This window comes from Rhodopila sp. (assembly GCF_035548235.1).
GTDB lineage: Bacteria > Pseudomonadota > Alphaproteobacteria > Acetobacterales > Acetobacteraceae > Rhodopila.
Window position 1 is genome coordinate 1 of the sequence record NZ_DASZTJ010000284.1, and the last position, 23,348, is coordinate 23,348.

At 66.7% G+C, this 23,348-nt stretch carries 19 protein-coding genes; 11 read left to right on the forward strand and 8 right to left on the reverse strand.

The genetic code is table 11. The features are described from left to right. Positions 1–266 precede the first annotated feature (266 nt). Both polA and VHB27_RS22990 read right to left on the reverse strand, forming a co-directional pair. The gene (gene polA / locus VHB27_RS22985) at positions 267–3,056 is read right to left on the reverse strand and encodes a DNA polymerase I (protein ID WP_325605004.1); all 2,790 of its coding nucleotides are present in this window, start codon (positions 3,054–3,056) and stop codon (positions 267–269) included. Positions 3,057–3,132: 76 nt separating this feature from the next. After that, complete coding sequence (locus VHB27_RS22990; RefSeq protein ID WP_325605006.1) at positions 3,133–3,333, reverse strand: zinc-finger domain-containing protein; 201 nt, start codon at positions 3,331–3,333, stop codon at positions 3,133–3,135. Between the two features lie 67 nt (positions 3,334–3,400). On the opposite strand from VHB27_RS22990, the gene VHB27_RS22995 reads away from it, so the two are divergent. The 7 genes from VHB27_RS22995 (at position 3,401) to VHB27_RS23025 (ending at position 10,538) form a co-directional block, all read left to right on the forward strand. Next, the gene (locus VHB27_RS22995) at positions 3,401–4,429 is read left to right on the forward strand and encodes an alpha/beta fold hydrolase (protein WP_325605008.1); all 1,029 of its coding nucleotides are present in this window, start codon (positions 3,401–3,403) and stop codon (positions 4,427–4,429) included. A 100-nt stretch (positions 4,430–4,529) separates the two neighbouring features. Next, entirely contained in the window at positions 4,530–5,897 is a 1,368-nt protein-coding gene (locus VHB27_RS23000; RefSeq protein WP_325605010.1) for an acyclic terpene utilization AtuA family protein, read from the forward strand. A gap of 1 nt (position 5,898) precedes the next feature. Beyond that, complete coding sequence (locus VHB27_RS23005) at positions 5,899–6,210, forward strand: DUF4387 domain-containing protein (protein WP_325605012.1); 312 nt, start codon at positions 5,899–5,901, stop codon at positions 6,208–6,210. 14 nt (positions 6,211–6,224) lie between these two features. Continuing rightward, a complete protein-coding gene (locus tag VHB27_RS23010; protein ID WP_325605014.1) occupies positions 6,225–7,592 on the forward strand; it encodes an LLM class flavin-dependent oxidoreductase in 1,368 nt (455 codons plus the stop codon). Continuing rightward, complete coding sequence (locus VHB27_RS23015) at positions 7,589–8,446, forward strand: HpcH/HpaI aldolase/citrate lyase family protein (protein WP_325605016.1); 858 nt, start codon at positions 7,589–7,591, stop codon at positions 8,444–8,446. The genes VHB27_RS23010 and VHB27_RS23015 overlap by 4 nt, the downstream gene beginning before the upstream one ends. After that, entirely contained in the window at positions 8,443–9,648 is a 1,206-nt protein-coding gene (locus VHB27_RS23020) for a CaiB/BaiF CoA transferase family protein (protein WP_325605018.1), read from the forward strand. Before VHB27_RS23015 ends, VHB27_RS23020 begins: the two co-directional genes overlap by 4 nt. 110 nt (positions 9,649–9,758) lie before the next feature. Next, positions 9,759–10,538 (forward strand): HpcH/HpaI aldolase family protein, encoded by a 780-nt coding sequence (locus VHB27_RS23025; protein WP_325605019.1) that lies wholly within the window; start codon positions 9,759–9,761, stop codon positions 10,536–10,538. 150 nt (positions 10,539–10,688) lie between these two features. Here the strand turns inward: VHB27_RS23025 and VHB27_RS23030 are convergent, their stop codons facing one another. Genes VHB27_RS23030 through VHB27_RS23050 form a run of 5 tightly spaced genes read right to left on the reverse strand, consistent with a single transcriptional unit; the run spans position 10,689 to position 16,960 of the window. Next, a complete protein-coding gene (locus VHB27_RS23030; RefSeq protein ID WP_325605021.1) occupies positions 10,689–12,197 on the reverse strand; it encodes a Ppx/GppA family phosphatase in 1,509 nt (502 codons plus the stop codon). Between the two features lie 16 nt (positions 12,198–12,213). Beyond that, positions 12,214–14,463, reverse strand: coding sequence for an RNA degradosome polyphosphate kinase (locus VHB27_RS23035; RefSeq protein WP_413788638.1), 2,250 nt, complete (start codon positions 14,461–14,463; stop codon positions 12,214–12,216). A 55-nt stretch (positions 14,464–14,518) separates the two neighbouring features. Continuing rightward, positions 14,519–15,259 (reverse strand): chromosomal replication initiator DnaA, encoded by a 741-nt coding sequence (locus VHB27_RS23040; RefSeq protein WP_325605025.1) that lies wholly within the window; start codon positions 15,257–15,259, stop codon positions 14,519–14,521. Continuing rightward, a complete protein-coding gene (locus VHB27_RS23045; RefSeq protein WP_325605027.1) occupies positions 15,256–16,389 on the reverse strand; it encodes an AI-2E family transporter in 1,134 nt (377 codons plus the stop codon). Before VHB27_RS23045 ends, VHB27_RS23040 begins: the two co-directional genes overlap by 4 nt. Before the next feature lies 1 nt (position 16,390). Then, a complete protein-coding gene (locus VHB27_RS23050; protein WP_325605030.1) occupies positions 16,391–16,960 on the reverse strand; it encodes a CDP-alcohol phosphatidyltransferase family protein in 570 nt (189 codons plus the stop codon). Positions 16,961–17,118: 158 nt separating this feature from the next. Here VHB27_RS23050 and purM point away from each other — a divergent pair, with 158 nt between their 5' ends. The 4 genes from purM (at position 17,119) to VHB27_RS23070 (ending at position 22,538) form a co-directional block, all read left to right on the forward strand. Next, a complete protein-coding gene (gene purM / locus VHB27_RS23055) occupies positions 17,119–18,225 on the forward strand; it encodes a phosphoribosylformylglycinamidine cyclo-ligase (RefSeq protein ID WP_325605032.1) in 1,107 nt (368 codons plus the stop codon). Then, on the forward strand, positions 18,222–18,869 hold the full coding sequence (purN, locus tag VHB27_RS23060) for a phosphoribosylglycinamide formyltransferase (protein WP_325605034.1): 648 nt from the start codon (positions 18,222–18,224) through the stop codon (positions 18,867–18,869). Before purM ends, purN begins: the two co-directional genes overlap by 4 nt. Positions 18,870–19,499: 630 nt before the next feature. After that, positions 19,500–20,309 carry an enoyl-CoA hydratase gene (locus tag VHB27_RS23065; RefSeq protein ID WP_325605036.1) on the forward strand — a complete coding sequence of 270 codons (810 nt, stop codon included), beginning with the start codon at positions 19,500–19,502 and terminating at the stop codon, positions 20,307–20,309. A gap of 714 nt (positions 20,310–21,023) precedes the next feature. Then, a complete protein-coding gene (locus VHB27_RS23070; RefSeq protein WP_325605038.1) occupies positions 21,024–22,538 on the forward strand; it encodes a beta strand repeat-containing protein in 1,515 nt (504 codons plus the stop codon). A gap of 36 nt (positions 22,539–22,574) precedes the next feature. Here VHB27_RS23070 and VHB27_RS23075 read toward each other — a convergent pair whose 3' ends face one another. Continuing rightward, complete coding sequence (locus tag VHB27_RS23075; protein WP_325605040.1) at positions 22,575–23,027, reverse strand: hypothetical protein; 453 nt, start codon at positions 23,025–23,027, stop codon at positions 22,575–22,577. Positions 23,028–23,348: the final 321 nt, after the last annotated feature.

Consider the following 23,348-nt stretch of genomic DNA (forward strand, 5'->3'; position numbering starts at 1 on the left):
CGAAGAAAACCGCACCGTCTCGGCCTATGCCAAGGCGTTTGGGATCAGCTTCACCGAAGCGCTGCGCCGCCGGGCCCGCGACAAGCGCGTCGCAGAGCGGGAGCGCAAGAAGGTCGCCCAGGCCATCGCAGCCAGCGGCACCATCACGGCCGAAACCACCTCCGCCTGACAAAATCGGCCCTGACGCTCGCTCAACAGGCCCATTCCATCAGGGCTGGCACAGGCGGGCGCCTGTCGCAGCCGGGAGTCCACAGAAACCGCACCTGCTAATGGGCCTCGGCCCAGGTCCGGCCCTTCCCCGTCTCCACCACCAGCGGAACCGCCAGCACCGCCGAGCTTTCCATCACCCGCCGCGCGACCTGTGCCAACGCTTCCGCTTCGTGTTCGGGTGCCTCGAACAGAAGCTCGTCATGCACTTGCAGCAACAGGCGTGATGACAGTCCGGCCGCGCGCAGCGCTTCCGGCAGCCGCACCATCGCGCGCTTGATGATATCCGCGGCCCCGCCTTGCAGCGGCGCGTTGATCGCCTGCCGTTCGGCATAGGCGCGCCTGGCGGGATTTTTGTCTGCGATGCCGGGGACCCAGCAGCGGCGGCCGAGCGGCGAGACCACGTAACCCTTGTCGCGGGCTTCCTCCCGCGTGCGGTTCATGTAGTCGCGAATGCCCGGATAGCGCTGGAAATAGCGGTCGATATAATCCCGCGCCTCGCCCGGCGTGATGCCAAGCTGACGGGCGAGACCGAAGCCTGAAATCCCATAGATGATGCCGAAATTGATGGCCTTGGCTCGGCGCCGGGTCATCGGGTCCATGCCTTCCATCGGGATGCCGAACACTTCGCTGGCGGTCCGGGCGTGGATGTCCTCGCCGTTGGCGAAGCTTTCTTTCAGCGGCGCCAGGTCGGCGACATGGGCCAGCAGCCGCAGCTCGATCTGGGAGTAGTCGGCGCTGACCAGCACATGGCCCGGTTCGGCGATGAAGGCCCCCCGGATGCGGCTGCCTTCCTCTGTCCGGATGGGGATGTTCTGCAGGTTCGGGTCGGTCGAGGACAGCCGGCCGGTCGAGGCGATCGCCATCGCGAAACTGGTATGGACCCGCCCGGTTTCGGGGTGGATCTCGCCGACCAGCGCATCGGCATAGGTCGATTTCAGTTTCTGCAACTGCCGCCATTCCAGCACGCGGTTCGGCAGCTCATGCCCCTGGTCCGCCAAGCCCTGCAGCACCGAGGAGTCCGTTCCCCACGCACCCGTCTTCATCCGCTTGCCGCCGGGCAGCTTCTGCTCGTCGAACAGGACCTCGCCGAGTTGCTTGGGGCTGCCGACATTGAACGGGTGGCCGGCGAGGCGATGGCAGTCCGTCTCGATCACCGCCATCCGGCCTTCGAACTCGACCGACATCTTCCGCAGGTCGTCGGCGTCGACCTTGATGCCGGCGCGCTCCATGTCGAACAGCACGGGCACGAGCGGACGATCGACGTGCTCATACAGCCGCAAGGCGCCGTTGACCCGCAGCCGGGGCTTCAGCGTATCCCACAGCCGCAGCGCCGCGTCGGCGTCCTCGGCCGCGTAGGCCGTCGCCTTGTCGATCGGGACTTGGGAGAACGGGATCCGGTTGCGGCCGGTCCCCGTGACCTCGTCATAGCTGATCATGCTGTGGCCCAGATGCAGACGTGCCAGCTCATCCAGCCCATGGCCGTGCAGGCCCGCCTCTTGCGCGTAGGAGATCAGCATCGGGTCGTCCACCGGCGTCGGCAGGGGGAAGCCGGCGCGCAGCAGCATCATCATGTCGAACTTGGCGTTCTGGAAGATCTTCAGGACCGAGGGATCTTCCAACACCGGCCCCAGGACGGTGATGGCGTCCGCCACGCCGACCTGTTCCGCCAGGCCCTCATGTGCCAGCGGCACGTAACAGGCGCGACCGGCTTCCGTCGCCAGCGACAGGCCGACCAGCTTGGCGCGCATCGCATCGAGGCCGTCGGTTTCCGTGTCCACCGCGACCCGGCCTACCGCCACCGCCTCGATGGCCCAGCTCCGCAACGCGTCGGCGGTGGTCACCGTCTGATACGGCCCGAACCCCGAGACCGGCGTCCCCGCGGGCATCAACCCCAGATCGCCCTGGACCGCGGGGGTGGCGGTGGGCGCCGGCTCCGCCAGGGGTCCGGCCAGAGGGGGGGTGAGCGGCGGCGTGGGCGATGGCGATGAGGCGGGTGCGGCTTCCAGCCCCAGCCGCGCGATCAACGACCGGAACCCCTGCTGAACCAGCCAGGCCGCCAGCTTCGTGCGGTCAGGCTCGCGGCAGACCAGGGCCTCGACCGGCACCGGCCGCGGCGAGTCGGCGCGCAGCAGCACCAGCTCCCGCGAGATGCGCGCCTTGTCCGCGTGCTCGATCAGCATGTCGCGCCGCTTCGAAGGCTTCATGGACGGCGCTGCTTCCAGCACCTTCTCCAGTGTGCCGTACTCGTTGACGAGCTGGGCGGCACCTTTGGGTCCGATCCCCGGCACGCCCGGCACGTTGTCCGTAGGGTCGCCGATCAGCGCCTGCACCTCGACCATCTTGTCCGGCAGGACCCCGAACTTCTCCATCACCTCCTGCGGGCCGAGCACCTTCTGCTTGATCGGGTCAAGCATCTCGACGCCGGGCCGGATCAGCTGCATCAGGTCCTTGTCCGAGGACACGATCGTGGTCTGCCCGCCGGCTTCCTCGGCCGCCAGGGCATAGGAGGCGATCAGGTCGTCCGCCTCCCAGTCCGCCAGCTCGACAGCCGGGACGCCGAACGCCTCGGTCGCTTCGCGCACCAGGGCGAATTGCGGGATCATCTCTTCGGGTGGGGGCGGGCGATGCGCCTTGTAGTCCTCATAGAGCCGGTTGCGGAACGTCAGCCGGCCGGCGTCGAAGATGACCGCGATATGGGTGCCGACATGCTCCCGCAGCAGGCGTGAGAGCATGTTGCAGAAGCCGAACACCGCGTTTACCGGCGTCCCGTCCGGGCGGTTCATCGGCGGCAGGGCATGGAAGGCGCGGAAGATGAAGCCCGATCCGTCGATCAGGATCAGGTGCAACTTGCCGGACTGGTCCTCCGGAGGGACCAGGTCCCCGGCCGGCGTGGTGCCGGGGGCTACGTCCGGGACTTCCGTGTCAATGTCCGCTGTCGTGGCCGGCTCCTGGGCGTAAGACGTAGATGCGTGAGCAATAGGGGCACATGACCCGGTCCTTCACGATGGTCATGAAGACACGAGGATGCCCCAGGGGGCCGTCGCCGCCATCACAGGCGACGGTGCGGTGGTCGACGGTGATGATCTCGGCCGTCGCGGTGTCTGGGGCTGCGCCCTCCGGCATGGGATTCCTCTAGCTTGCGCTGCGTTTAACTGGTGTGGCGTTCACGCCGATGATAGCAGTGCGCGACATGCTTTCAACCATGCTGCTTCGATGCGTCGTCGTGGTCCGTCGGCACGCCCGAACCGGCCTGTGGCTCGCGTCCGCGTTGCTGCTGTCCGGCTGCATGACCCCGGTGATGCGTCATCCCGGCCCGCCGCCAGTCACTTCGGGCGACTTCACCATGTCGGACGGGTTGGCCATCCCTTACCGGTCCTGGCTGCCGGAGGGACAACCCAAGGCCATCGTCCTGGCACTGCACGGCATGAACGACAGCCGCGACGCCTGGGAGTATCCCGCCCCCGCCTTCACCCAGGCCGGGATCGCCATTTACTCGCCCGACCAGCGCGGCTTCGGGGCGACCTCCACGCGCGGCCATTGGCCAAGCACCCAGGCTCTCGTCGACGACGCGCGCACCGAGGCTCGGATCCTGCGCCACCGCTACCCCCGTACGCGGCTGATCCTGATGGCCGAGAGCATGGGCGCCGCCGTGCTGATGGTGCTGGCGAGCGAACCCGACCCACCCCCCGTCGACGGCTATGTCCTCATCGCCCCTGCCGTCTGGAGCCGCTCGGAAATGAGCTTCCCGGTCCGCGCCCTGCTCTGGCTGGCCGACGAGTTCGCGCCCGGGCTGCTGGTGACGGGCGGCGGCTTCGTGAAGGTGACCGCCAGCGACAACCGCGAGGCGCTGATCCGCCTGACCGAAGACCCCCTGACCATCCACGAAACCCGCGTCAGCGCCGTGAAGGGGCTGGTCGACCTGATGGACAAGGCCCACGCGGCAGCCCCGCACATGCCGGCGCCGTCACTGTTCCTGTATGGCGGGCATGACGAGCTGATCCCGCCCCGTGCGACCGCCGCCACCTGGCGGGCGCTGCCGGCCGACGTCCAGCGGGCGTTCTATCCCGACGGGTATCACCTGATGCTGCGGGACAAGGACCGCGCGGTCCCGATCGCCGACATCCTGGCCTGGATCGCGGACCCTCACGCCCCATTGCCTTCCGGGGCCGATGCCCGCGCCGCAGCGTGGCTGAAAGCGCAGGAGGCGAAGCAGCGTTAGCGCGGACATCCGCCGGGCTCACCTTGCCGTCCCGGGCAAAACAGGGTCAATTCGCCGGGGAAGGGGAAACGACGATGCAACCGTTCGGACCGGGACGGACATGAGCCGGGAAATCCGCCTCCTGTCCACCAGCGCGATCCTGGGCTACGGCTTTCCGGAGGCCAGCTTGCGCGCCGGCATGGACAGGCGCCCCGACGTCATCGGCGTCGACGGCGGCAGCGTCGATCCGGGACCGCATTATTTGGGTATCGGCAAGCCGTTCTGCTCCCCGATCGCCATCCGTCGCGACCTGCGCCTGATGCTGCATGCGGCGATCGAGGCCGGGATTCCTCTCGTGATCGGCACCTGCGGCGGGGCAGGCGGGGCGCCGCATCTGGACCTCGTCGCCGCCATGGCGCGGGAGATCGCGCACCAGGACGGGCTGCATTTCAAGATGGCGCTGATCCAGGCCGAACAGTCGAAGGACAGCGTGAAGGGCCGCGTCGCCGCGGGCCGGGTCAGACCCCTCGCTCACCAGCCGGACCTGGCCGATGCCACCATCGACCGGTCGGCCCGCATCGTCGCCATGATGGGGCCGGAGCCGATCGCCCGTGCGCTGGACAATGGCGCGCAGGTCGTACTGGCCGGCCGCGCCAGCGACCCCGCGTCCTGGGCGGCGGTGGCGATGCGTGCGCAGTTGCCGCCCGCGCCCGCCTGGTATGCCGGCAAGATGCTGGAGTGCGGGGCGACGCCCTCGATCCCCAAGGGGCATGATTGCCTGTTCGTCACGGTCCGCGAGGACCATGTCGATTGCGAACCGACCAATCCGGCCCGCAAGTGCACGCCGCTGTCCATCGCCAACCACTCCCTGCACGAGAACGCCAGCCCGATCCACCACATCGAGCCTGGAGGCATGCTCGACACCTCGGACTGCCGGTTCGAGGCGTTGAGCGACCGCGCCGTCCGCATCTCCGGCATGCGGTGGGCCCCGGCCGCGCGCTACACGGTGAAGCTGGAAGGCGTCGAACTCGCGGGCTATCGCAGCATATGCGTCTGCGGCACGCGCGATCCGCTGCTGATCGGCCGGCTGGACGATTTCCTGCAAAGCGTGCGTCAGGAGGTGGCAACCAAGGCCGCCCAGTTCGGGGCCGACCCCGACAGCTACCAACTGGCTATACGCGTGTATGGACGAGACGGCGTCATGGCCGAGCGGGAACCGATGCGGGGGGTCTTGCCGCATGAGCTGGGGTTCGTGATCGAAGTCGTCTCCCGCCGCAGCCAGGAGATGGCGTCCGCCGTCCTAGGCATGGCTCGGACCAACATGCTGCATACCGACTTCCCCGGCCGCCTGTGCCGGGAGGGCAACATGGCCTTCCCGTTCTCGCCGTCGGACATCGAAGTCGGACCCGTCTATCGTTTCAGTATTTACCATACGGCCGAGCTGGACGATCCGACCGAACCGTTCCCCATCGAATATGAGACGGTGTGACATGGCGCTGATCAAGGATGTCGCGAAAGTCTGCAAGAGCAAGAACGCCGGGCCGTTCGAGCTGACGATCGACATCGTGTTCGAAGACGCCGACACCTTCTCCAAAGTCCGCCGCACAGGCGTCCTCACTCCCGAGCTCTTCGCTCGGCTTTATAATGTTCCGTTGGAAACGGTCCTGTTTACGCCTTATGATGCGGCTTTCGCGTTCAAGGCGACGCTGCCGCGACTGGTACCGGCAGGCGATTTCGGGGACACCGACGTCTATGGCTGCCAACAGCACGCCCCGCTGCTGCATGTCGACCTGCCCATCTGAATAGGCCCACTGCCATGTCTCGCATGATGACCCTGGTGCCGTTCCTGCAAGCGCAGAACTGCTCCAACCTGCCCGGATCGTGGCGGCATCCGTCGACGATGCTGGATTTCACCGCGCCGGAATACTACCAGCGCATCGCCCGCACGCTGGAAGACGGAAAGATACCCCTGGCGTTCTTCGACGACCGCCTGGCGCTGCCGGATCTTTACACCGGCAACCATGCCGAGATGATGGCAGGCGGCGTGCGGGCGGTGAAGATGGACCCGTCGACCATCCTGATGGCGATGGGACTGGCGACCACGCATCTCGGCCTGGGTACCACCTATTCGACGACCTATTACGAGCCGTACCACGTCGCGCGCGTCTTCGCGACCATGGACCTGATGCTCAAGGGCCGCGTCGGATGGAACATCGTCACCTCCCTGAACAGCGCCGAGGCCGCGAATTTCGGCCACGACTCCCATATGGAGCACGACTCCCGCTACGACCGCGCCGACGAGTTCATGGACGTCGTGCTGGGTCACTGGAACACCTGGGAGGACGACGCGCTGATCCTGGACAAGGACGGCAACCGCTTCGCCGATCCGGCGAAGGTCCACCGGCTGGACCACGTCGGCAAATACTTCCGGTCCCGCGGTCCGTTCAGCGTGCCGCGGTCGCCACAGGGGCACCCGGTGCTGATCCAGGCCGGCCAGTCGGGCCGGGGCCAGGCCTTCGCCGCGCGTTGGGCGGAACTGGTCTTCGTCATCTATCACAACCTGGAAGCCGGCAAGCAGCACTACAAGACCTTCAAGGAACTGGTCGCGGCAAACGGCCGCGATCCGGACCAGGTGCATATCGCCCCCGCCTGCTACGTCATCGTCGCCGAATCGGAAGACGCCGCACAGGCGAAGAAGGCGATCGTCGAAGCCTCGGCGCGCCCCGTCGACGCGCTTGTGCTGATCTCGGAAGTGCTGAATTACGATTTTGGTTCCAAAGGATACGATGAGGCGTTTTCGGACGAGGAGCTTGCCGGATTTTCCTGGCATGGCTTCCGCGAACGCGTCGTGCAGTATTCCGGCAAGAAGAACCCGACGGTGCGCGACTTCGTCGAGGTGTCGGGCCGCGGCACGATCAAGGAGCACAAGGTGTTCTGCGGCACCCCGAAATCCGTCGCCGACCAGATGGAGGAATGGTTCACCGCGCCGGCCTGCGACGGCTTCGTTCTGGCGGCGACCCATATGCCGGGATCGTATGAGGACATCGTGCGCCTGCTTGTTCCCGAACTGCAACGCCGCGGCCTGGCGCCGAAGGAATACCGCGGCGCCACACTGCGCGAGAACCTGGGGCTGCCGATCCCCCGCGCCGCCGATTGGCATGCCGCGCGAAGGGCCGTCGAATGACCGCGTATCGCAGCTTCCTGTTCGCCCCCGGCAACCATCCACGCCGCGTGGAGAAGGCCCTGACGCTGGCCGCCGACGCGGTGATCCTGGACCTGGAGGACGCCGTGGCGGTGTCCGAGAAGGTCGCCACCCGCCCGCTGGTGGCCCAGGCGCTGACCGCGCGGCGCACCGGCAAGCTCTATGTCCGGGTCAACGGCCTGGCCACCGATTGGTGCCATGGCGACCTGACCGAGGTCGTGAGGCCGGGCCTGGACGGCATCATCCTGCCGAAGACCGAATACCCGCATGACCTGCGCATCGCCGACTGGATGCTGGCGAACCTGGAACGCGCGCACGGCCTGCCCGTCGGCGGCGTCGACCTGATCCCGATCATCGAAACCGCCCTGGGCATCAGCAACCTCGCCGCCATCTGCCGGTCCGGCACCCGCGCGCGGCGCCTCGCGTTCGGTGCGGGCGACTTCACGCTCGACATGGGCATGGCCTGGAGCCGGTCCGAAGCGGAACTGCTGCCGGCACGGTCCGCTTGCGTGATGGAATCGCGTGCCGCGGGGATGGAGCCGCCGCTGGATACGGTCTGGGCCGACCTGCGCGACGCCGAAGGCTTCCTCGCCTCCGCCAACCACGCCGCGCAGCTCGGTTTTCAAGGCAAGATGTGCATCCATCCCGACCAGATCGCCGGCACCAACGCGGCCTTCTCCCCCGATGAGGCCACCATCGCCCGTGCGCGGCGGATCGTCGAGGCGTTCGAGACGGCGGAGCGGGATGGACTCGCGTCCATACAGCTCGATGGACAATTCATCGATTACCCGATCGTCGAGCGCGCGCGGCGGGTATTGCGGCAGGGAGGCGCATGATGCTGGACGTCCAGGCCCTGGAGGGCTGCAAGGTCCTCGACGTATCGACGTTCCTGGCGGGACCGTTCTGCGCCACGCAGTTGGGCGAGTTCGGCGCGGACGTGATCAAGGTCGAATTGCCGAAGGTGGGTGACGCCAACCGGCGGTTCGGCACGATGACCGAATGCGGCGATTCCCTGCCGTGGCTGTCGGAATCGCGGAACAAGCGCTGCATCACGCTCGACCTGCGCAAGCCCGAGGGGGCGGCATTGCTGAAGCGCCTGGTCGCGCAGTCGGACGTCATGGTGGAGAACTTCCAGCCCGGTACGCTGGAGCGTTGGGGGCTGGGCTACGACGTCCTGAGCGCGGTCAATCCGCGGCTGATCCTGGTGCGGATCTCAGGCTATGGGCAGACCGGCCCTTATAAGGACCGTCCGGGCTTCGGGCGGATCGGCAATGCGTTCGGCGGGCTTTCATTCCTGGCGGGCTACCCGGATCGAGCGCCGGTGACGCCCGGTTCGGCGACGATCCCGGATTACATGGCCGGCATCTACGGCGCCCTGGGCACGCTGCTGGCGATGCAGGCGCGGGAGAAGACCGGGCGTGGGCAAGTCGTCGATATCGGGCTGTACGAACCGATCTTCCGCATCCTCGATGAGCTGGCGCCTGCCTTCGCGTTCAACGGCTATGTCCGCCAGCGCATGGGGCCGGGAACGGTCAACGTCGTCCCGCACAGCCACTATCCGACCCAGGACGGCCGCTGGATCGCCATCGCCTGCACCAACGACAAGATCTTCGCGCGCTTGGCGGAGGCGATGGGCCGTCCCGAGCTGGCCGGACAGGACGCCTGGGGGACGCTGGCGGCGCGAGAGCGGGACCGGCCGAAAGTGGACGAGACAGTCGCCGCCTGGACCGCGACGCTGCCGCGGGCCGAGTTGCTGAAGCTGTGCGAGGCCGGGCAGGTGCCGTGCGGTCCCGTGTATTCCGTCGACGAGATCTTCGAGGACCCGCAATACGCCGCGCGGGGCAACATTCTGCGGATCGAGGACCCGCGGGTCGGGCCGCTGGCGATCCCGAACCTGGTACCCAAGCTGACCGAGACCCCGGGCCAGGTGAAATGGACAGGCGCTCCGCTGGGGGCGCATAATGACGAAATCTATGGGGAACGCCTGGGACTCTCGAAAGCGGAGATGGAACGGCTGCGGGAGGATGGTGTCATTTGATACCAGGCACGTGACCCTTCCCGTCGCGGCGGCGCGCTCCCCCGCGTTGACGCTCCCGACGGTCCGGCCTAGCGTGCGGCTCCCCATGACATTCTTCGGGAAACGTTTCCATGTCCAATAAGCTCAAGGCGCGTCTGGCCAGCGGCAAGGCCGCGGTCAATGGTTGGCTCGCCATTCCATCAGGGTTCTCAGCCGAGGTCATGGCCCAGTGCGGTTGGGACAGTGTGACCGTCGATATGCAGCACGGCGTGCAGGACTACCAGTCCATGGTGCAGTGCTTCCAGGCGATGCAGGCGCACCCTGTCACCCCGCTGGTCCGCGTGCCGTGGAACGAGCCGGGCATCATCGGCAAGTGCCTCGACGGCGGCGCGATGGGCATCATCTGCCCGATGGTCAACAACCGCGCCGAGGCGGTGGCCCTGGCCGATGCGTGCCTGTATCCGCCGAAGGGCAAGCGCAGCAACGGTCCGATCCGCGCCGCCATGTACGGCGAGGCGAGCAACTACCAGGCGACCGCCAACGACGAGATCCTGGTGATCCCGATGATCGAGACGCAGGCCGGCATCGACAACATCGATGAGATCCTGAGCGTCCCCGGCATCTCCGGCATCTATATCGGGCCGTCCGACATGGGCCTGTCGCTGGGCATGATCCCGATCCTCGACCGCGAGGAGCCGGTCATCCTCGGCATCTATGAAAAGCTGCTGGCGGCCTGCAAGAAGCATGGCAAGTTCGCCGGCCTGCACAACGGATCGGCCGCCTATGCCGCACGGATGATCAAGATGGGCTTCCAGTTCACCACCATCGCCAACGACAGCGGCCTGATGGCACGCGCCGCCCGCGAGGCGGTGACGGCGGCCCGCAAAGCGGCGGGCGACGCCGCGAACTGACGGTCACGCAAGGTTCGTCGTTTCGTCATGGCCCGGCTTGACCGGGCCATCTTTTTTCCCGGGCGAGGGATGGGCCGGCCAAGCCGGACCATGACGAGGATCGGGGCCGCCCCAATGGGAAACCAGGCCTGAAGCAGGCGCCGGCAGCGGTCAATCCGCAGCCGAGACGAAGCCCTCTTCCGTCGCCGCGCCCAGCCCCAGCGCCTGTGCCAACCGCTCCAGGCGGCGAAGGACGCTCTCGCCGGCAAACACCCCGCTATCCGCGCGCAGATGCAGCACCAGCGTTGGTCCTTGCACGCGCAGGCGCGTTCCGGCCAACAGGTTCTTCGTCCCGGCTGACAGCGTGTAGGCCAGGCGCAGCGCCGTCCCCAACACCTCGGCCCGCTTCGCCGCACTCAGGTCCAGTAGCATCCGAGCGGGCGCCAGGTACGGCGCGTCCAGGTCCGCCTCGTACCGGATGGCCACCGCCAGGGCCAAAAACGCTCGGGCATGATGGTCCAGCCCGATCCCCGGCTGCCGCAGCACGCGCAGAAAGGCCTGTTCGGCGCGGAATTCCGGATGGTCGTGGCTGCCGATGTCCGACACCCAGCACGCGGCCTCCCGCAACTTCGCCTCGGTCAGCGTCTCCCGCCCGAACAGCGGGCCGGTCCAGGAGACCAGGGCCGGCGGCAGGGACGGGTCGCGGCCATGACGGTCGGCCAGTTCCTGCGCCGCGCTCAGCAGCGGGTCCTGCAAGCGGATCGCCTCCGGCATCCGGCGCATGAACCATCCTTCCCGCAGGCCGCTGGCGCTGAACACGACCCGGCGCACATTGGCCGCGCGCAGCAGCCGACGCAGCACCACGGCGGCGAACGGCAGGTCGTCGATGCGCCGGCGTGGTGCGCCGGGCAGTCGTTCCAGCACTTTCCGGGGCGCGGAGGAGATCAGGCCCGCCAGGTCCCGTGCCTCCTCCCGGCTGATGACGTAATGATGGACCATCTGCAGCGGATAGCCCGTCTGCAGCAGATGGATGCGCGCCAGGGCACGCCAGGCACCCCCCACCAGGTACAGGTCGCCATCGGAAACCTGGTCCACCCACGGGACGCTCCGCAAATCCTCCTCGGCCACGGACCGCGCCCGGATCAGGTCGCCACCGGATCGTTCTGAAAGGCGGATGACGCCCAGGCGCAACGTTTGCGACGCACCGCGCTTGCCGTCGACCAGCCGGACCAGCTCCATCGATCCGCCGCCGATATCGGCCAGCACGCCATTGGCCGTGGGGATCCCGCACAGCACGCCGTCCGCAGAATAGGCCGCCTCCTCGGCGCCCGAGAGGATGCTGATCGGCACGCCCGGCATGCGCGCCTGCAGCGTCTCGACGAATTCCGGACCGTTGGTCGCGTCGCGGACGGCGGCGGTCGCCAGCACCTCGAACGGCGTGACGCCCATGGCACGCGCGATCAGGTAATAGCGATGCATGACCGTCAACGCCTGGTTCATGCCCTCTTCATTGAGGTGGCCTGTCGTCTGCAGGCCGCTGCCCAGGCGCAGCACCGCCTTCTCGTTGAAGATCGAGACGGGATTGCGGGTGTGGCCTTCGTAAACGACCAGGCGGACCGAGTTGGACCCGAGGTCGACGACGCCGCACCGCGGCAGAGACTGGGATGCGGTCGACGACATCGAAGGGTCCCTGGCGTTAGTCCTGATTGACGCGATCCTGGCGCCGTCGTGTTAGCCCCACCGACGTCACGCCGGCAACCGGGGACGGCACACCGGCGACGGAAGCCGGGCCGTGCAATGCCGTGCCCCGGCCGGACAGGGAGGGGTTGGTCATGAAATATTCATGCGCCGAGACCGGCCGCCGGCCCGGCGCCAGCCGCTGCCACACGCCGGATGCGTTCAGTTCCCAGGATTGCAGCGTGTCCTTCAGGTTGATCACCATGATCTGATCCAGCACCTGGGTATGGACGGTCGGATTGTGGATCGGCACCAAGGTCTCGACCCGCCAGTCCATGTTGCGTTCCATCCAGTCGGCGGAGCTGATGAACACCAGCGCCTCCCGGTGCGGCAGGGCGTGGCCGTTGCCGAAGACGATGATGCGCCCATGCTCCAGGAACCGGCCGACGATGGACTTCACGCGGATGTTCTCCGACATGCCGGGGACGCCGGGCCGCAGGCAGCAGATGCCGCGCACCACGGCCATCACGTGCACGCCGGCGTTGGAGGCGGCATAGAGCGCGTCGATGAGCTGAACGTCCGTCAGGCTGTTCATCTTCAGCCAGATCGTCGCGGGCTTGCCGGCCTGCGCGAAGCCGATCTCGCGCTGGATCAGCTCCAGCAGCCGGGTGCGGGTGGTCAGGGGGCTGAACCCCAGCTCATCCATCGTCTCGGGCCGCGCGTAGCCGGTCATGAAGTTGAACAGGCGCGCGGAATCGCGGGTGAGGGCAGGGTCGGAGGTGAAGAAGCTCAGGTCGGTGTAGATGCGCGCGGTGATCGGATGGTAGTTGCCTGTGCCGAAATGCGCATAGGACCGGATCGCCCCGGCTTCACGCCGAGCGACGAGGGACAGCTTGGCATGGGTCTTCAGGCCGGTGAAGCCGAACACGACCTGCACGCCGGCCGCCTCCATCCGGCGGGCGAGACGGATGTTCGCTTCCTCATCGAAGCGTGCCCGCAATTCCACCATGGCGGTGACCGACTTGCCGGCCTCGGCCGCCTCGATCAGCGCATTGACGATCGTGCTGTCGCGGCTGGTGCGGTACAGCGTCTGCTTGATGGAGATGACCGCCGGGTCCTGGGCCGCCTGCCGCAGGAACTGCACCACGACGTCGAAGCTCTCGTACGGATGGTGGACGATGATGTCCTTGGCGCGGATCGCCGCGAAGCAGTCGCCGCCGAAGTCGCGGATGCGTTCCGGGAAGCGCGGCGTATAGGGCGGGAACAGCAGGTCGTGCCGGTCATCGACGATCATCTGCTTGGTGTCGGCCAGGGCGAGCATCCGCTGGCCCTCATGAATCTCGTCCGGCGCCACGTTCAGCTCATCCACGACCAGCTCACGCAGTTCCGCCGGCATCCCCTCGGCCAGTTCCAGGTGGATGGCGACGCCGCGGCGGCGGCGCTTCAGCGCGGTCTCATAGGAACGGACGAGGTCTTCGGCCTCTTCCTCGAACTCCACGTCGGTATCGCGGATCAGGCGGAACATGCCGTGGCCGCTGAGGCGGAAGCCGGGAAAGACCCGGTCCAGGAACAGAACGACGATGTCTTCCAGCAGGATGAAGCGGATCGGCGCGTCCTCGGCGGTGGCGGGCAGGCGGATGAAGCGCTCCACCTGGCTGGACAGCGGCAGCAGGCCGCGCATGCCCTGGCCATCTTCTTCCCGGGTCAGCAGCAGGGCGAGCACCAGGCCGAAATTCTGGATGAACGGGAACGGGTGGGCCGGATCGACGGCCAGCGGCGTGATGACGGGGAATACCCGCTCCATGAACCAGGCTTCCAGCCAGGCCTTGTCCGCCTCGGTCAGGGAATCCGTCGCGCACAGGGCGATCCCGGCGCCGCGCATCAACCCCAACAGGTCGTGCAGGATCCGCTGCTGGTCGGCCAGCAGTTCCTCGGCCCGCTGCTTGATCACCGTAAGCTGCTGGGCCGCGGTGCGCCCGTCGGCCGAGGTCACCGTCGCTTCCGCCTTCGCCTGCCCGATCAGGCCGGCGACGCGCACGGAGTAGAATTCGTCCAGGTTCGACGCGCTGATGGACAGGAAGCGCAGCCGCTCCAGCAGCGGATGGCGGACATTCTCGGCCTCTTCCAGGACTCGGTGGTTGAAGTCGAGCCACGACAATTCGCGATTGATGAAACGCGTCGGGCTGTCCAGGGGATTGGCAGGGGCGGGGTGATGGACGACTTGCTCCTCCCGCGGGGGCTCGAGCGAGGTCATCGTCATCGCGGTCAGTCGGGTCACATCCTGCTTGGTCGCCATGCTGCCGTCCCTTCGAAGTCAGGGCAGTCTACAGACCATCCAATAATTTGGGCGAGTGTTCCGGGCGCGACATCGAATCTTCACGTGGGGAGACGTCATCCGAAAAATCGGCCTCCGGCGTGCCCAAGACCCGCGCGGCGAAGGCCCTGGTGATCGGTTTGTGCTGCTGGAGGCTTTCCATGTCCAGGCGCCGCACTGCCTCCTGCACGCCGGAGGCAGTGCGCGGCGTGTGCCGCAGCAGCCATGTCCGCGCCGTTTCCGCCACATCCAGCTGCCGGACCGCCAACGCCCGGACCAGCAGCATCTGCAGCAGCGTATCGTCCGGACCGTCGATCTCGACCGCATTGATGGCTCGCAACCGGCTTGACAGGTCGGGCAGGCTGACCGGCCAGCGCGCCGGGGCGGACCGGGCGGCGAGCAGGAGTTTCAGGCCACGGTCCCTGGCGGTGTTCAACAGGTGCAGCAGCAGTTCCGGGTCTCGCACCTGGTCCGCGTCGTCCAGCGCCAGGCAGCCGCCGTCCGGCAGGCCGCTCAGGTCCGCCAATGTGCGTCCATCCAGCAGCGTGCCGGCGTGGCGTTGGGTCCAGATGTGCAGAAGGTGGGTCTTGCCGCAGCCCTCCGGCCCCCACAGCGCCAGCCGCCGGTCCGGCCAGTCGTCCCGAGCGAGCCAGCGCAGGGCGGCGTCGTTGGATGACGCGGGGACGAAGTCGGCGGGATCGTAGTCCGGCCGGTTCTGGAACGGCAGCGGCAGTTGGTCCTGCTCGGTCACGTCGATGGGGGGTCCAGGTAGAGCGGGCTGGCGAGGTAGCGGCGCAGCCAGAACCGGCACAACACGCCGATGGTCGCCGCCACCGGAACGGCGAGCATCACGCCCAGGAAGCCGAACGCGGCGCCGCCGGCGAACAGGGCGAAGATGACCCAGACGGCCGGCAATTCGACCCTGTCGCCCAGGAAGCGCGGATAGATGACGTAACCTTCCAGGATCTGGCCGATCGCCAGCACCGCCGCGACGACGATCACGCCGCGCCATTGCGGGAACTGCGCCATCGCCAGGGCCAGCGCGGTGACGCCGCCGGTGATCGAGCCGACATAGGGGATGAAGGACAGGAGACCGGCCGCCAACCCGACGATCAGACCCAGGTCCAATCCCGCGATCGTCAGCGCGACGGCGTAATAGAGTGCCAGCAGCACGCAGCACAGCGCCTGTCCGCGCACCCAGGCCGACAGGATCCGATCGACCTCCCGCGCCTGCGCCCGGATCACCCCCCGATAGCGGTAGGGCAGCCAGGAATCGACCATCCGCACGATGTTGGGCCAGTCGCGCAGCAGGTAGAAGCCGACGACGGGGGTCACGACCATCAGCGACAACAGGTTGAAGATGGCGAACCCGCTGCCGATCAGGCTCGTGACGGTGGACAGCAGGATGCTCAGCATCGAGCCGGCTTGGCCGCTGACGACGTCACGCAGCTTGTCGTTGACGACTTCGGTGCCGAAATTGTCCTGCAGGTCGGTCAGCACCTCCCGCGCCCAGCCTTGCAGCAGGGTGGCGTATTGCGGGATCCGGTTCACCAGCAAACCGATCTGGCCGATCACCAGCGGATACAGCAACAGCGCGAACATCAGCGCCGAGGCGACGAGGGCGAACATCATGATCACCGCCGCCGCACCGCGCCGCACGCCCAGCCGGGACAGCATCGTCGTCGGCGGATCGAGCGCATAGGCGATCACCGCCGCCGCCACGAACGGCGCCAGCACCGAGGCGAACAGCTGCAGCGCCAGCCAGAGCGCGATCAGCAGGCCGATGATCAGCGCGAACCGTTGGACCCGCGTCGCGTGGTAGACGGGAGCCGGCTGCTCCACGTGCTGGTCCGGCAGCGGTTTCTGATCGTCCGGAGGCACTTTACTCTCCACGCGCGGCATTCCAGACATACGCCGTGCCCGAGGCCAGGGTCGTCACAGCGACGCACCAGATCAATACGACTGTCAGGATGGGGATGCCCAGCCCGAATCCGCTCTCCAGCAGGCTGACGGCGACCAGCAGGATCTGCAGCACGGTGTTCAGCTTCGATATATAGAGAGGCTGGATGGTGATCTCATGTCCCAGCACCGCCATCAGCAGGATGCCGCCGACGATCACCAGGTCGCGGAACACGACCAGGATCGCCAGCCAGTCGGGCAGCACGTCCACGGCGGCCAGGCTGATATACATCGTCACCAGCAGCGCCTTGTCGGCGACGGGGTCCATCACGGCGCCCAGGAGGTTGCCGCCCCCGCGCCGGCGCGCCAGCCAGCCGTCGAGTGCATCCGACAGTCCGGCGGCGACGAAGATCACGAACGCCTCGTCCATCCGATGCCGCAGCAGCGCCCAGAAGGCGAGGGGGACGGCGCAGATCCGGCCGAACGTGATCAGGTTGGGCAGCGTGAACAGGATCGCCGCCATGCCGGGCCGAGGCGCCGGAGCTTCAGGCATCGTCTCCTCCGGTATCGCCCGCCGGCATCATGCCGTACCATCCGAACATCCGCTTCGTCCGCCTTTCAGGACGATTCCGCACCGGGACCGCCATCTTTGACCATAGCGCGTTTGTGCGGCTGTTGTGGGGCTGGGGCTTCGCGATATAGGGATTTGTCATGACCGGTCCCGATCACCAAACCGAACACCATCGCCGACCAGCCGTGACGGCAGCCGCCGATGGCCTCAGCTACCATGCCTCCGGCGTCGATATCGACGCGGGCGACGCCCTGGTGGAGGCGATCAAGCCGCTGGCCAAGGCAACCGGACGCGCCGGCGTCATGGGTGGCCTGGGCGGCTTCGGCGCGCTGTTCGACCTGAAGGCGGCGGGATTCGCCGATCCGGTGCTGGTGTCCACCACCGATGGCGTCGGCACCAAGCTGAAGATCGCCATCGAGACCGGATTGCATGGCGGCGTTGGCATCGACCTGGTGGCAATGTGCGTCAACGATCTGATCGTCCAGGGTGCCGAGCCATTGTTTTTCCTGGATTATTTTGCCACCGGACACCTGTCGGTCGATCAGGCCCGGCAGGTGATCGCCGGCATCGCCGACGGCTGCCGCCAGGCCGGCTGCGCGCTGGTCGGCGGCGAGACGGCGGAGATGCCGGGCATGTACGCCGCCGGCGACTACGACCTGGCGGGCTTCGCGGTCGGGGCGGCGGAGCGGACGCGGCTGCTGCCGGCCGGGGTGGCGCCGGGCGACGCGGTGTTGGGGCTTGCCAGTTCGGGGGTGCATTCCAACGGGTTCTCCCTGGTTCGCCGGGTCGTGAGCACTGCCGGGCTGGGTTGGGGGGACGCCGCGCCTTTCGCGCCGGACCAAAGCCTGGGGCAGGCACTGATGACGCCGACGCGGATCTATGCGCGCGCCCTGCTGGCGCTGCACCGGGCGGGGCTGCTGAAAGGGGCGGCGCACATCACCGGCGGGGGCCTGCCCGGCAACCTGCCCAGAGCGCTGCCGGACGGCACGCGGGCGGCGCTGCGCGCGGACTGGCCGATGCCGCCGGTGTTCCGCTGGCTGGCCGCCACCGGACGCGTCGCGCCGGCCGAGATGCTGCGCGTCTTCAACTGTGGGATCGGCATGGCGGTCATCGTTTCCGACGCCGAGGCCGCCACTCGCTTGCTGCACGACCAGGGCGAAACCGTCCACCCGCTCGGCCGGATCGAGGCGGCGCCAGGTTCCGCCAGCGTCACGATCGATCCGCCGGAAGGTTGGCTCGCGCCATGACCGACGCCCGCAAGCGGGTCGCGGTGCTGATCAGCGGCCGGGGCACCAACATGGCCGCGCTGGTCGCGGCGGCGGCCGATCCGGGCTATCCGGCCCGCATCGCGCTGGTGCTGTCGAACAATCCCGCCGCCCCCGGCCTGGAGATCGCCCGGGCGGCCGGGATTCCGGCGGAGGCGATCGATCATCGAAGCTTCCGGGGCGATCGGCCGGCGCATGAGGCGGCGATCGATGCCAGGCTGCGGGACGCCGGGGTCGAGTATGTCTGCCTTGCCGGGTATATGCGGCTGCTGACCCCTTTCCTGGTGAATGCCTGGCGAGGCCGCATGCTGAACATCCATCCCAGTCTGCTGCCCGCCTTTCCCGGCCTGCACACGCATGAACGCGCGCTGGATGCCGGGGCGAAGCTGCATGGCTGCACCGTCCACCTGGTAACCGAGGACATGGACGCGGGACCGATCCTGGCGCAGGCCGCGGTGCCGGTTTTGCCGGACGACAACGCGGATGTCCTCGCCGCCCGCGTGCTGCGCATGGAGAACGCGCTCTATCCTGCCGCCCTGGCCGCGCTGGTCACCGGCGGCGGCGCGCGGCCCGACCCGACGGCCTGGCTGGCGAACCCCTTGCCCAAGCCGGGCGCCTTGCCATAAGAACACGCAACGGATTTCTTGGGTGATAGACGAATGGCCGACCATGGGATTGCTCGGTACGATGGACCTGAAACGATGGAGGCGCTGACCGAAGATCGGCAGCGGATGTGGTCAGGCTTCACCTCCGCGATGGTCTTTTCGGTCGTCGTCGTGGCTCTCATCCTGATCGGGATGGGCGTCTTCCTGCTCTGATCCCGCCGGCGCATGGCGTCGGTTTCGCAGCCGTCGCGGCGTTCTCGTCGAAAGGCGGGGGACGGTGTCACACTGTCACGGCGAACCGCGGCGGCGTCAGGCGTCGCGGGCTTTGCGATACATCCGTCCATGCGGGCATCGCCGTCCCGGCCATCTTGCCGGCGGGCAGACGGCGTTTGGCCGGTGGCGACGAGACCGAGCCGTCCGATCGGCATCCTCTATCGCCGGGACGGCGGGATGCCGTGTATCGGGCCAGCGGCGATCATGGTCCCGCCGCCCCCGGCAACTGACCCGTCAACCGATCCGCGCCGCTGACTCCTTTATATAAGTGAGTCTCGGAAACCCTCTTGCGCGCCGATGCGCCACCCGACGATATGCGGCCTAGGGGAACGAGGTCCGGAACGATCACCCCATACCCGGACCGGAAGGAGAGAGAGAATGACCGCCCGCGCCAGCCTGAAACTGAACACCGAGAACATGATCGCCGAGATCGATGGCGCGATCGGCTGGATGATCTTCAACAAGCCGGCCCGGCGCAACGCGGTGTCGCTGGATATGTGGGCGGCAATTCCCGAGATCATCGACCACTTCGAAAAGGACCCGGCCGTGCGTGTCGTGGTGCTGAAGGGTGCCGGCGACCAGGCCTTCGTGTCCGGCGCGGACATTTCGGAATTCGAGGCGCAGCGCGCGTCCGGGGAGGGGAACAGGAACTACGACCGCGTTTCGGACGAGGCGAGTGCCCGACTTATCAACTGCGGCAAGCCGACGATCGCCATGATCAACGGCTGGTGTATCGGCGGCGGGATGGGGATCGCGCTGGAATGCGACCTGCGCATCGCATCGGAGTCCGCCCGCTTCGGCATCCCCGCCTCCAGGCTTGGCCTTGGCTACGGCGCGCCGGGGGTGAAGAAACTGATGGAGGTCGTCGGGCCGTCCTTCACCAAGGAGATTTTCTATACCGCGCGGCATTTCACCGCGGCGGAGGCGCTGACGATGGGCCTGGTGAATCGGGTGGTGCCGGTGGCGGAGCTGGAGACGTACACGCGTGGTTATTGTGCCACAATCGCCGACAATGCGCCGATGACGATCAACACGCTGAAGCGGACCGTGGGAGAATTGCTGAAGGGTCCCGATTACGATGCCGCTCTGTGCGCGCGGCTGGTGACCGCTTGCTTCGAGAGCGAGGACTACATCGAGGGTCGGCGCGCCTTCATGGAGAAGCGGCGACCGGCGTTCCGGGGGCGCTAGGCCCGTCTCCTCTATCGGGACGGCATCGTGCAAAAAAGAAGTCGCTTTGAGCGGGACGAGTCTCAGAGATTTGGATGGGGTAATTACGGCCAGATGGCCAGCATGTTAATCTTTCATGCGTATGGGTTCATTTAGTATCCGCGACGAATAAGAAAGTTGGACGCGCGCGGGGCGTGCTGCGTTGCAGCATTTTTGATACAGAAAGTATTACTGTAGCAGAATGGTATCGCCTCTTCGATATTATTGCTTATCGGCAAATCAATTACTGGCCGGCGATCTCGTTTAACTTCTGTGACAGTCCTGCCTTGCCCTTGTCGGCAGTCTGGTCGGCGCCGGCTTGATTGCAAAAGGTTACGCCAGAGTCGGCCCGCCGCTCGCCAAGGGACGCGATGGTTACGGCCGCGATTGGCAACGATCTGCTTCCGTACATTGCCCTCTCCTGGGCTGCATGCATTGGTATTCTTGGCAAATCCGGATATTGGCGGCGCCTCCGGAACGATTCTGCGGTGGGGGGTTTGGGCGGCGGTGCGCGCAAGGATCGTCTGGAGATGGTAGGCGGTACGATGCTGCGTTTGCGCAAGCGTGATCGGATCGGATCGGCACACTTCCCAAAAACGAAAAGAAAAAGATTGCTCAAACCCGGCGAAACCCGATAGAAGCTACCTCAAGCGAGGCGCTAGGGCGCCTGGGTTTCGACGCGTAACGGAGAGGGCTATGGCCACGATTACAATCCCCGGGTCGTCTGGACAGGCAGTTACGATTGGTTCAGGTGTCAACAATCTCGCTTCAGCGATCGGTTACGCACTATCTACGATTGCAGGTGGGATTACAGTTACTCCTATATCGGCCAGCGGGTCGGTCACGTCTCTCCCCGGAGCGACGACCACGCCGCCCTCCACCACCGCAGAGCTTGTCATCACCGGCAGCGGATCCGTCGACGCTTCCATCCCCTCCGGCTACAAGGCCGTCGGGGTTGCGTCCTCCACGGCGCCGACCCTGACGGGTTCGAATGTCGCAATCGTCGCCGGCAGCGTCGGCGGTGTTTTCAATGTGTCCGGGAATTCCTCGGTCGCGTCGTTGGGGCCGAGCACGGTCACGGCGTCCGGCACGTACGATATCGACGTCGACGGCGGTGTCGTGTTCGGCAACGGTACGGGCACCATCAACGCATCCGGAAGCGGCGTGGTCGTTGCCAACAGCTCTGGCCCCGGGACCAGCGTGTCGGCGTCCGGCGATAACGTTCTGGTGGTGGCGCCGGTCGGCTCAAGCACCGTGAATGCGACCGGGTCCGGCGACGGTATCCTGGGCGGTAGCGACAGCTTGGTAGCCACGCTCGGCGGGGCGAGCGAGACCCTGGCGGCGGGCCAGGGCGGGGCGACGGTTACTGTCTCGGGCTCGTCCGACGTGGTGTTCGGAAACACCTTGGGCGGTTCCCAGTTCAATGTCGATGCCCAGGGCGACGCCGCGACCATTGCCTCGTTTGGGGCAAACGCCTCCGTCACGGCGGCCGGGTCCAGCGACTTGGTGTTTGGCGGCAGCGGATCCAGCAACGTTGCGGTATCCGGCTCCAACGCAACCATCGTTGGCGGTTCCGGCCCTGAGACTGTCACCGCGACCGGCGACGCCAACCCCCTCGTCTTCGGCGGTTCGGGTCCCCTGGCCTTCGTTGGCGGGGCCGGCACTGCAACGCTGGTCGGTGCGACAAGCGGCTCGATCACCCTTGGCGGTGGCGGCGGGGTCATCGCACCAAGCGCAGACAGCAACCTGACGATCACCGGCAGCGACGGTTCGGGCGGCACGACGCTCTTCGGCAGCTCCGGCTCGAACGTCACCTATAACGTGACGACCACCGGCAGCAGCGGTGGCCTGACAATGGTCGCCGGTACGGGCAGCGAAACGCTCAACGGCACCGCATCGAATGCGAACGAGACCCTGTTCGGCGGTTCGGGCTCCGATCTGTTCCTCACCGGCGGGGGCGCGAACTCGCTCGCGTTCTTTGCCGCAAGCACCTCGATCGGAGGTGGCGCGTCCGACACGATTACCGGCTTCAATTCCAATGACAGCCTGTTCCTGGTCGGCTACGACCCATCGCAATCGGCCCAGAGCCTTTTGAACTCGGCCGTGGTGGGTTCGTCGGGGGTCATGCTGACGCTCTCGGACAATACGAAGATCACCTTCTCCGATCTGACGAGCACGAGCGCGCTGGCCGGAAAGATCAGCTACACCTGAGTAATCGCCTGAGGGTATCGATCGCCGTCGATACCCTCAGCGATACTCGCCAAGCATGAAATCCACCTGCTCTCCGACTTCAGCCAACTGCTGAACGAGTAGATGCCTGCGCCTTTCTTGCAGGACGTCAGTGCTCAGAGCTGTTTCGGGTCCCCGGCGGAGAAGGCCGAAGAACTCGAAGCCCTCGGGGCCTTCAAGTTTCTCAACATCCCTGTCCGAGAGCCCAAGCAGGCCGAGTTCCGGAATCGCCAGCTCAAAGCGGAACGGCAAAAAATGCCAGGCGTGAAAGTCTGTGTATTCGGCATCTTCGCGGAATGACGCGACCGCCTCGAATGGGTCTAGCAGGACGGGTGGTGCCGCCGGCCGTGGCCCCCAGCCCAGTTGGGGCCCTACCACGGCCGAATAGGCCAAGTGGGTGAAGGCAGTTCTGATGCTGTGCCGCGTCAGTCTCCGTGCGTGGGCCTCCAGAAGATCTCCGGTGTCGTCCAAGGCTTGAAGCAGTCAAAGCAATAGCGGCGATCGGAAAGGGCGATCGAAATTTGGCCCCCGGGGCGGATGATGCGGCTCGCTGATTTCTGAAAGCCGATCCGGCCACCTTCGGCGCCACCGGGTTATAGCCGGTGGCGACCTCCTGGATCCGGTGGGAGCGGTCCGCCGACGCCGGAAGACAGGTCATTCGATCCATCTGCGAGTCCCTGCAACCTATGGTAGTCACTGACAGTGGTACGGCGTTGTCGGACCCGCAATCGAAGGAGGCTCCCTCCTCACTTTCCTCGACCGATTCGGTCCCAGTCGGGGTACCCTGGTATT